This window comes from Clostridium sp. CMCC3677 (genome assembly GCF_023845585.1).
Classification (GTDB): Bacteria; Bacillota; Clostridia; order Clostridiales; family Clostridiaceae; genus Clostridium; species Clostridium aquiflavi.
In genome coordinates this window covers 230360-241116 of the sequence record NZ_JAMQHS010000007.1, presented here as the reverse complement: position 1 = coordinate 241116, position 10757 = coordinate 230360, and the positions used below count along the sequence as shown (strand labels likewise).

Annotated in this window: 9 protein-coding genes; all 9 read left to right on the top strand. The window is 27.3% G+C overall.

All coding sequences use genetic code 11. The features are described from left to right. The first annotated feature begins 379 nt into the window (after positions 1–379). The 9 genes from NG901_RS10835 (at position 380) to NG901_RS10795 (ending at position 10641) form a co-directional block, all read left to right on the top strand. Complete coding sequence (locus tag NG901_RS10835) at positions 380–1825, top strand: glycosyltransferase family 39 protein (protein ID WP_252214379.1); 1446 nt, start codon at positions 380–382, stop codon at positions 1823–1825. 106 nt (positions 1826–1931) lie between these two features. Then, positions 1932–2237, top strand: a complete 306-nt coding sequence (locus NG901_RS10830) for a nucleotidyltransferase domain-containing protein (protein WP_252214378.1) — start codon at positions 1932–1934, stop codon at positions 2235–2237. Next, positions 2218–2613, top strand: coding sequence for an HI0074 family nucleotidyltransferase substrate-binding subunit (locus NG901_RS10825; protein WP_252214377.1), 396 nt, complete (start codon positions 2218–2220; stop codon positions 2611–2613). The genes NG901_RS10830 and NG901_RS10825 overlap by 20 nt, the downstream gene beginning before the upstream one ends. A 414-nt stretch (positions 2614–3027) precedes the next feature. Further along, the gene (locus NG901_RS10820) at positions 3028–4503 is read left to right on the top strand and encodes a protein adenylyltransferase SelO (RefSeq protein ID WP_252214376.1); all 1476 of its coding nucleotides are present in this window, start codon (positions 3028–3030) and stop codon (positions 4501–4503) included. Between the two features lie 325 nt (positions 4504–4828). Continuing rightward, entirely contained in the window at positions 4829–5623 is a 795-nt protein-coding gene (gene modA, locus NG901_RS10815) for a molybdate ABC transporter substrate-binding protein (RefSeq protein WP_035782327.1), read from the top strand. Between the two features lie 42 nt (positions 5624–5665). After that, positions 5666–6475: an ABC transporter permease gene (locus NG901_RS10810; RefSeq protein WP_252214375.1), complete on the top strand. Its 810-nt coding sequence runs from the start codon at positions 5666–5668 to the stop codon at positions 6473–6475. A 20-nt stretch (positions 6476–6495) separates the two neighbouring features. After that, positions 6496–7533, top strand: coding sequence for an ABC transporter ATP-binding protein (locus NG901_RS10805; protein WP_252214374.1), 1038 nt, complete (start codon positions 6496–6498; stop codon positions 7531–7533). Positions 7534–7554: 21 nt separating this feature from the next. Then, positions 7555–8289 (top strand): Rossmann-like domain-containing protein, encoded by a 735-nt coding sequence (locus tag NG901_RS10800; RefSeq protein ID WP_252214373.1) that lies wholly within the window; start codon positions 7555–7557, stop codon positions 8287–8289. 543 nt (positions 8290–8832) lie between these two features. Then, positions 8833–10641, top strand: coding sequence for a S8 family peptidase (locus NG901_RS10795; RefSeq protein WP_252214372.1), 1809 nt, complete (start codon positions 8833–8835; stop codon positions 10639–10641). Positions 10642–10757 lie beyond the last annotated feature (116 nt).

The following is a 10757-nucleotide window of genomic DNA, read 5'->3' as shown; positions in this document are numbered from 1 at the left end:
CATTTTAGCTTGCTCCCAATATAAAATTGAGACAAGCAGTAAATGTGACAATACTCATTAAGAATTCTCAAAGTCCAATTACAATGCCACTTTACCTATTGCATATATCAACACGCATTTAAAACATAGCCTAATTTTTAAATTATTGAAGAAACCTTTATTAATGGAAGTTACATTTGAAAAAGATTTTTGACTTTTTCAAATGTAACTTCTTTTTATTATATGAAATATGATTAAATGCAGCAAAATAGACATATAAAAGCAAAAATGGTAAACTTATAAAGTGAAATCCTTGTTTAGTAGAAGGTAAAATCTAGACAAGCACTTAATCTTGAATTGTTTGATAAATTTTATATGTTTGAAAGTTAAAGGAGTAAAAATGAATAAATTAGATAACTTATTTACTAAGGTTATGAATACAATGCTAAAAATTATATTATCAATTATAATTATAGCGAGCATTTGTATTTTATTTCCTATACTTATAGATAGCAATGTTGGGACAATAGTATTTTTATTAGTTATAATAATTTCTATATTATTTGAATATAAAATAATAAATTCTAATATTAGCTATAAACAAAAAATATTTTCATTAATATTAATATCAATTTTTATCAAAATTTTGTGGATTTTAAATGCAGATAATACACCAAATTCTGATTTTAAAGTCATGTATGAATGTGGTAAAAATTTCATAGCAGGAGATTTAAGTTGTTTTAAAGGAATAGGCTATATAGGAAGATTCCCACATTTAACTATACATGTTTTATATATGGCAGCAATACAATATTTATCTCCAGCAAATAATTTGTTAATTATGAAGATTATAAGCTTGTTTTTAGGAACAACAGTAGTGTTAATTGTATATTTAATAACACTAGAATTGTTTAAAAGCAAAGAAAAAGCATTATTATCATTATTAATAGCAAGTGTATTTCCACCTTTTATAACTTATACTTCAGTATTTTGTAGTGAAAATTTAGCAATGCCTTTTTATTTATTAAGTATCTACTTATTTTTAAGAGGTATTGAATCTGATAAATATAAATTTCGATTATTTTGTCTCAGTAGCATATGTTTAGCTTTCGGGAATTTATTTAGAATGGTTGCTATTATAATTTTAATTGCATATACTTTATATATTTTAATTTATTATAAAGATAGAATATTTAAAAAGTTAATAAATATAGTCTTTGTTACTGTTCCATATTTTTTAATTATAGTTTTAGTTAGTAGCATTCTTCAAAAGGCAAATATTACAGAAAATCCATTATGGAGAGGAAGCGAACCTAAAATAACAAATGTATTAAAAGGAACTAATTTTAACAGCTTAGGTATGTGGAACGTTGAAGATGCAAAATTGGTAGAAGAAAATATAAATAACTATGATGAACTTAAACTAAAATGTAAAGAAGTAATACATGATAGATTTACGACTGCGTCTACTATTAAAGTCTTGATTTTTTATTTGGGAAAATTAGGATCACAATGGTGTATAGGAGATTTTGCAGGATCTCTTTGGACTCAAAAAGATGTTCCAAAAGAAAAAATAATATTTAAGATAGGAATTTTTAGTTCAGCACCTTTTCAAATATTTTATATTATAATATTGATTTTTATTTTTTTAGGATTAAAGAAGAGAAGTGTTATGAATTCAAACTCAAAATTAAATTTATTTTATCTAATATTTCTAGGATATATAGCTGCTTATTTAATTACTGAAAATCAAAATAGATATGGTTATATAATAAGTTGGTTATTTATTATTTTAGCTGTTGATGGAATTAAAGATAGATTTTTATTTAAAGCAAAAGATGAATAGATTTATAATTTATTTAAAAACAATTATATTTTCTATAATTCTTGAAATAAAATAATAAGTATATTTATAATTTGCTTATGTTATAATTATATTAAAAAAATTAAAGGTGATTAATTTGAATTTAGATAAAAATATATTAGAAGAAATAATAAATATAAGTAAAAAATATGATTATATAAATAAGGTAGTTCTTTTTGGATCAAGGGCTAGAGAAGATAATAGTTTAAAAAGTGATATAGATTTGGCTATATACTCAGATAAGGATTTAGGAGAATATATCGAGGATATTGAATTAAATACTAGAACATTACTAGAATTTGATTTCTCTGATATGAAAAATATAAAGGATGAATTTTTTAAAGAGCAGATTAATAAGGATGGTGTCATTATATATGAGAAATATAGATTTTAAATATATGAATTTAAAAAAAGCATATAATAAATTAATGGAAGTAAGTAAATTATATGATGGTAAAGATGAAATCATAAGAGATAGTTTAATACAAAGGTTTGAATTTACTTATGAATTGACACATAAAACACTAAAAGAATTTTTAACTTATTCAGGGGTGACATTAGAAAATTCATTTCCTAGAACCATTTATAAAAAAGCATATGTTAATAATCTAATTTCAGATGATCAAGTATGGATTAACTTATTAGAAGATAGAAATAAAACATCCCATATTTATAATGAAGAGTTAGTAAGCGATATTGCTAATAGAATAGTTAATTGCTATGTTGGAGCAATTGGTGAATTAGTGAGTAATTTAGAGAAAATGATATAAATATATATTCAATCAGGGAGTAGATACTCCTTATTAGTTAAATGATAATAGAATGCGTGATACAATGGAAAGTCCTTTGAATTAAGGGCTTTTCTTTGTTTTATGATAAAACTAATTGAGAACAAGACAAATTATTTAAAAGCTTAAGTGAAGCCTTTATTATAAATTCTATGAATCATCTAATTATTATCAATCATCTACTTATGAAGAAAAAGTTCTCATTATAAATATATATACAAGTTAATATTATTGATGAAATAATAGTGTAAATTACAGCAATAAAGATTAATAAGAAAAAAATTTATGTATAAACTAATGAAGTAAACTATAGATATTTTTATAATTTAGCTATAAATATGTAATTATAAGAATATCTAGTATTTTATTACAAATATAAATATTAAAGGAGATAAAATGAATAATAAAGAAGTAATTACTAATGCTCATTTGAATTTAGAAAATACGTATATTAAACTTCCTAAAAAATTATTTTCAAAACAAAATCCAAACAAAGTACCAAGTGCGAAGCTAGTAGCATTTAATAGATCACTAGCAAAGAATCTAGGGTTAAATGAAGAGTTTTTGCAAAGTGATGATGAAGTAAATTTTTTTGCTGGAAATAAAATTTTAGAAGGTACAGTTCCAATTGCACAAGCTTATGCAGGTCATCAATTTGGACATTTTACAATGTTAGGGGATGGTAGAGCCGTTCTTTTAGGTGAATTTATATCAAAAAATGGAGAAAGATTTGATATTCAACTTAAAGGCACAGGTAGAACGCCATATTCAAGAGGTGGAGATGGAAAAGCCACTTTAGGGCCAATGCTTAGAGAATACATAATAAGTGAGGGCATGTATGGGTTAGGAATTCCGACAACTCGTAGTTTAGCAGTAGTTTCAACAGGGGAAGATGTAATAAGAGAACAAATTTTACCAGGAGCAATTTTAACACGTATAGCAAAAAGTCATATACGCGTTGGTACATTTCAATTTGCTGCAAATTGGGGAACATTTGAAGAACTTAAAGCATTAGCTGATTACACTTTAAATAGACATTTCAAAAAGGCAGAATATGAATGTAATCCTTATTTATATTTACTTAATGAAGTTATAAAGAGTCAAGCGAAGCTTATTTCAAAATGGCAGTTAGTGGGATTTATTCATGGAGTTATGAATACTGATAACATATCTATTGCAGGAGAAACGATTGATTATGGTCCTTGTGCATTTATGGATGTCTATGACCCTAATACTGTATTTAGCTCTATTGACATTAATGGGAGGTATGCTTATGGGAATCAACCTAAAATAGGAGCTTGGAACTTAGCTAGATTTGCAGAAACATTGTTACCATTATTAGATGAAGATTTAGAAAGGGCGACCAAGATAGCTGAAAATTCAATATCTAAGTATAGTGATTTATATAATAAATATTGGTACGTGGGAATGAGAGCAAAGCTTGGAATATTTAATGAAGAAGAAGAAGATAAAAAGTTAATACAATCTCTTTTAATTATGATGAAAAGATTTAAGGCAGATTATACAAACACTTTTCGTAATTTAACATTAGGAAATCTAAATGATATAGATATGTTTAAAAGTGAAGAATTTAAGATGTGGTATGAATTATGGCAAGAAAGATTAACAAGGCAAGATGAATCAAGTGAAGAATTAAAGAATCTAATGGAACAAAATAATCCAACAGTGATACCACGTAATAATAGAGTAGAAGAGGCCTTAGATGCAGCAGTTAAATATAATGATTATGGTGTTATGCAACGTCTTGTAGATGTTCTTAAAAATCCTTATGATTATTCAAATATCAATGAATATTATTCTACATTACCAAAATCAACAAGTTGTGCATATAAGACTTATTGTGGTACTTAAATGAAGATAAAAATGCAATACATTTCTAAACTGCCCAATGTCTACTTGACAGAGGGCAGTTTATTGTTGTGGGTTATTTTAATTTGTGGAAAATAAAGAAGAACTTAATATGTTTTTAGATAAAATATTTATAATAGAAAATTATAATAAATTTAAATAAACAGTCATAGAAATAGTTAATATGTTGAAAAATGAAAAAATAGATATGGAATTTATTGACTGGGAAATAATGGAGTGGTATTCTATTTGTATAGAATACGAAAGAAGATGGTAACATTAGAGTGAAAGGGGCTAAAATGAATTACTAGAAGAGAGGATGATTTTTGTGAAGAAAAGGAATTCACTGATTTTAATTTCAACATTGTTAATAGTTGCTATTATGTTAGGGGGATGCGGACAAGCATCAAAACCTACTACTGCAAATAATGAAAAAGACAAATCTTTATTAATTTATTGTGCTGCAGGTTTAAAAAAGCCAATGGATGAAATAGGGGAAAAATTCGAAAAACAAAATGGTGTTAAAGCTGAATTTACTTATGCTAATGCATCAGATCTTATAGGTCAAATGGAGATTTCACATAAAGGAGATATTTGTGTATTACCTTCAAATAAAGACTATGAAACAGCAAATAAAAAAGAATTAACGCTAGATAAAAAGGACTTAACATATCATACGCCTGTAATTGCTGTGCCTAAAGGAAATCCACTTGATATAAAAAACTTACAAGATTTTTCAAAGTCTGGAGTCAGAGTCATCTTAGGAGACCCTGAAACATCACCATTGGGGAAATTGGCTATGAAATTATTTACTAAAGTAGGTATTCAAGATGAGGTAAAACCTAATGTTGTTTCAACAGTTTCTACTGTAAATGAGATAGTAACCTATCTTTCTATGAAAAAAGCAGATGCTTCAATTGTTTGGGAAGATAATGCTCTTAATGCAGCTAAAGATATAGATTGCGTTCAAATTCCAAATGAACAAAATTCAGTTGAAAAGGTAAATATAAGCACTCTGAAAAGTTGTGAAGATAAGGAGCTGTGTCAAAAGTTTATTGATTTTACTAATTCAGATGAAGGAAAGGCTATATTTACAAAAAATAATTTAAAACCTATTGAATAACATGTAAATGTTTACTTTAAAGTAGTATTGAGAGGCTAACTAATGAGATTTAATAAAAATTTAAAAGACATTTTTTTTAAAACATCTATATGTATATTTCTTTTGGTTTTTATATTATTTATAATTTTTGCAATATTTGGAGTATTACTAAGAGGCATTCCTAATTTAATAGAAAGTCTCTTGGATAAAGAAATTCAGTTTGCAATTAAGTTAAGCTTTTTTACATCAACCATATCAACAATAATTTGTTTGATGTTTTCTATACCTATATCATATGGATTAGTTAGGTTTAACTTTTGGGGTAAAAAAATTATAAATGCAATAGTACAAATGCCAATTTCAATTCCACCAATTGCATCAGGAATAGCTCTTCTATTACTATTTACTACAAAGCCTATAGAAAATATTGTTAGTAAATTAGGAATGGATCCTGTTTTTTCTGTATATGGAATAATAGTAGCTCATTTTTTTATTAATACTCCATATATGATAAGAATTTTAAAAGTAACTTTTGAAAGTATTAATCCTAAATTAGAATTTGTTGCTAGAACACTTGGTTATAGCAGTTGTGAATCATTTTTTAAGGTAACGCTTCCGTTAGCAAGAAATGGGGTGATTTCAGGAGTTATAATTGTATGGACTAGTGCATTGGGTGAATTTGGTACTGCTCTTATGCTTGCAGGAGCTATTCGTATGAAGACAGAGACATTACCAGCAGCAATATTTTTAAATTTAGCTGGTGGGGAACTGGATAAAGCGTTAGCAGCAGCAACAATATTAATAATTATGTCTATAGTATGTTTGTCTATTTTTCAATTGTTTGAAAAGAGAAATACAGAAAATATAAAATAATACTAAAAAGGAGTTATTTCATGCTTAAATTAGAGCATATTTATAAAAAACTAGGTAACTTTACACTTAAAGATATAAGTTTTGAAGTAAAAGAAGGGGAATATTTTGTTATATTAGGACCTACAGGAGCAGGTAAGACTATAATTTTAGAAATAATAGCAGGAATTTATAATTTGGACAAAGGGAATATATATATAAATAATAGAAATTTGAATAATGTTCCACCAGAGCATAGAAATATAGGATTTGTATATCAAGATTATTTGTTGTTTCCTCATTTATCTGTAAGAGAAAATATACTCTTTAGTTCTAAAGTAAAAAGCATGTCTAAAAGTAGTGCAGAGCAAGCTTTATTTAGTATATGTGAAATGCTTAATATAAAGCATTTATTGAATAGGAATATATCTATGTTAAGTGGAGGAGAACAACAACGCATCGCTTTCGCAAGAGCTATTATTACTTCACCACAAATACTATTATTGGATGAAGTCAGCAGTGCACTTGATCCTTGTACTAAAGAAATTTTTCAACAAAACCTAAAAAAAATGCATAAAAATCTAAATACTACAACTATTCATGTTACTCATGATTTTAATGAGGCTTTGTATTTAGCAGACAGAATAGCAGTTATGAATAATGGAGAAATTCTTGAAATTGGAAGTCCAGAGGAAATATTTAAACATCCTTCATCAGAATTTATAGCTAAATTCACAGGATTTAGTAATCTATTTAAATGTAAGGTAAGTGATAGAAGAGCGATTTTATCAAATGATGTGAAATTTGTTGTTAAAAATAACAGTGTACTTAATGAGGCAGTAGCTGCAGTACGTGGTGAAAATGTTTTTCTGTTCTTAGACCCTAGAACTCAAAACTTTGAGAATAAATTCAAAGGTAGAATTGTTGAAATTATTAATCAAGGCTTTATAAAAAAAGTTATAGTTGATGTAGGAATTGAATTAAACTCCTTTGTAACAGAAAAATGCATTGAAGATTTAAAGCTAAATCCAGGTAAAGAAGTATATGTGGGAATTAAAGATAGTGATATACAAATTTTGTAATAGAATTATGGAGGCAATAATATGAATGAAACAGAATTTTATAATAGTTTATTTAATAAATTTATGAATATAGTTAATGATAATAATTTTTTAAATGATGAGGTTAAGGTAAAAGGAAAGGCTTTAAAGCCAGAGGAAGCTATAGGAAATCCAGATAGAAAAGATTTTCCTATTATAAAGGGAAAGGAAAAACTGCTTGAAGCAGATTTTAGAGGCCAAAAAGGTCAAGCTTTTACGGATATGCCTAATAATTTTGAAGGAACTTTAAAACAAATTATTGAAATGCCTTTAAAAACTAATTTTGATACAGCGGTATATATTGCAACTTTAAATGCTGTATGTAGATATTTAAAATTAACAGATAAAACTATTCATTGCAAGGATGGAGAACCAGAAGTATGTGCAGAGAAATTTGCTTATTATATTAAAGAGAAGTATGGCAATCCTAAAATAGCGATGATAGGGTATCAACCTGCAATATTAGAAAACCTTTCTAAAAAATTTCCACTTAGAATTGTAGATTTAGCTTGTGATACAGTAGGTAAGATTAAATACGGTGTGTTAGTTGAAGATGGAAATAAATCTATAGATGATTTGTTGAATTGGTGTGATATAGTAGTTGCCACAGGTAGCACAATAGCAAATAAAACAATAACAAATTTTTTAATTGATAAACCTACTATTTTTTTTGGTACAACACTTGCAGGAGCAGCATCTTTAATGAATCTTGAAAGATTTTGTTCATGTTCAAAATAGTAGGTATAATGTTAATTAATACGGTATATGATATCTTTTAGTTAGCTGCAGTCTATAAATTAAATATTTAAATATAACTGGAAATTTATTTTCTAGTTATATTTTTTTATGTAAATTATTAATTTTTAAAAATATAACGTTTAACTATGTGAAAAATAATTATTGCGTCTGCAAATGAGTGTAGGAATAGTATAGATTAACATATAAAGAAGAGTACAAATATAATAAAAAAAGATGTTGCTATAAAATAATTTTTTAATAACTTTATAGTAACATCTTTTTTATTATTTGGAAATTTGTAGAATTTTTAAAGTATGGAATACTGCTATGATATGCTGTTAGAGATTTTTAGAATTAAAGAGTTTTACCTAGTATTAATTATTTAGCTATCATTAGCATATTCTATATCAGTTACCTATTTCAATACAATAATTAAAATGTAAATGAGTCTAGCAAAGAATATACAAGGAGGAGATTAATATAGATGGATTAGACTTATTTAAGGATAAAGAAGATGTTAGATTAGAAGAAGATATAGGAAATATGCCAAATGAACTTTTTTTTGCACTATTAGATACTGTATATATACTTATAGAATATAAAGGTGATATTGTGAGTATGGTGAAAAAAATTCCTAATGCTCGTGTTGCTATTGTTGATAAAAATCGTGCAATATTAGCAGTTATAGGAGATGTACAGGAAGTAGTTGATGAACTTTTTGAAGTAATTGTTTATGTTAATCCTAGTTCACTGTATACATTGTGTGATATTTCACCAGTAGAAGCATCGGGAGCAACTAGCTTTTATAACAGTGCTTACTTACCACTAAATGGGTCAGGGGTTATTGTAGGTATAGTTGATACTGGTATAGATTATTTAAATGAGGAGTTTATTAATGAAGATGATACTTCAAGAATTTTAACTATTTGGGATCAAAACATAACTGCGGGAAAAAATCCAGAAGGACAGTTTGTAGGTAGTGAGTATACTAGGGAAGAAATAAATAAGGCTATTAAGGCTAAAAGAGATGGACAAGATCCCTATGCTATAGTGCCTTCAAAAGATGAAAATGGTCATGGCACAAACATGGCATCAGTTGTGGGAGCTAGAGGTGTAAATCCAGCAATTATAGGAGCTGCACCAAGATGCGATTTTGCTATTGTAAAATTGGGAACTGCTCCTGAATTATTAAGGGAAGCTTTTGGCGTGTATGGTAATGCACCAACTTTTTCAACTTCAGTTTTATTTTTAAGTATGAAGTATTTATACGATTTATCTTATAAGTTAAAAAAACCTATTGTAATACTTTTACCTTTAAGTGGAATTAGAGGTGCCCATAATGGATTATCTATTACTGAGAGATATATAGATGAAATTTCAAGAGTAAGAGGAATAGCTGTAGTTGTACCAACTGGAAATCAAGGAGATGCAGGTAACCATGCTTCTGGAAAGATAAATAAAAAAGGTGATACTAAAAGTGTTCAGATTAAAGTAGATAAAAATCAAAAAAATATAAATTTTGAAATATGGGTTTCTAAACCTGATAAATTTGCATTATCAATTGTTTCTCCTTCTGGAGAAATAATTAGTAGAATGCCACCTAGTCTTAATAAAATAACAGAAATTAAATTCCTATATGAAAGTACTATAATATATATAGAATACTCTATACCAGAAGTACTAACTGGTGAGGAAAAAATTACAATTAATGCTAGAAATATAAGGGAAGGAATTTGGACATTTCAGCTTATAGGAGAATTGGTTATAAGTGGTCAGTATGATGCATATCTGCTGCAAAGAGAATTATTGGCTCCAGGTACGAAATTTTTAAATCCAGATCCATATATAACATTAACTATTCCATCAACATCATCATATGCCATATCTGTTGGGTATTATGATCAAAATAATAATTCAAATGTAACAGAATCCGGTAGAGGATATACAAGAGATGGGAGAGTTAAACCAGAGATAGTAGCAGGTGGAGTAAATACTTTAGTAACTGCTGTAGGTGGTGCAACACAAGCTATCAGCGGATCTAGTGTAGCAGCAGCGGTCGTAGCAGGATGCTCAGCACTTATATTTCAGTGGGGAATTATCAATGAAAATGACAAAAATTTATATGCCACAAAAGTTAAAACTTATCTTATTGCAGGCACATCAAAGCGAGAAGGTGACGTATATCCTAATCCACAATGGGGATATGGCATGGTTAATATGAAGGGGGTCTTTGATAATATTAGATTAAACGTTAATGAGTTTATAGGCAATAATGATATAGTTATTGAAAAAACAATAGGTGAAAATGAGTATTATGTTGGTAATTTATTTATAAGATTACCCAGAAAGTAATTAGTTAAAAATGATTGATGAAGTTCCCAAGGAATTTATCTATTAGTTAATTTAGAGTTTACAATTGAAGTTAAAAATATAAATGCTAAATGGTTTTTTATTAAGGAATATTTGAA

Excerpts from the sequence above, each read along its gene's own strand:
- NG901_RS10835 (WP_252214379.1), top strand. The coding sequence starts at position 380 with ATGAATAAATTAGATAACTTATTTACTAAGGTTATGAATACAATGCTA.
- NG901_RS10825 (WP_252214377.1), top strand. The coding sequence starts at position 2,218 with ATGAGAAATATAGATTTTAAATATATGAATTTAAAAAAAGCATATAAT.
- NG901_RS10820 (WP_252214376.1), top strand. The coding sequence starts at position 3,028 with ATGAATAATAAAGAAGTAATTACTAATGCTCATTTGAATTTAGAAAAT.
- NG901_RS10810 (WP_252214375.1), top strand. The coding sequence starts at position 5,666 with ATGAGATTTAATAAAAATTTAAAAGACATTTTTTTTAAAACATCTATA.
- NG901_RS10805 (WP_252214374.1), top strand. The coding sequence starts at position 6,496 with ATGCTTAAATTAGAGCATATTTATAAAAAACTAGGTAACTTTACACTT.
- NG901_RS10800 (WP_252214373.1), top strand. The coding sequence starts at position 7,555 with ATGAATGAAACAGAATTTTATAATAGTTTATTTAATAAATTTATGAAT.
- NG901_RS10795 (WP_252214372.1), top strand. The coding sequence starts at position 8,833 with ATGCCAAATGAACTTTTTTTTGCACTATTAGATACTGTATATATACTT.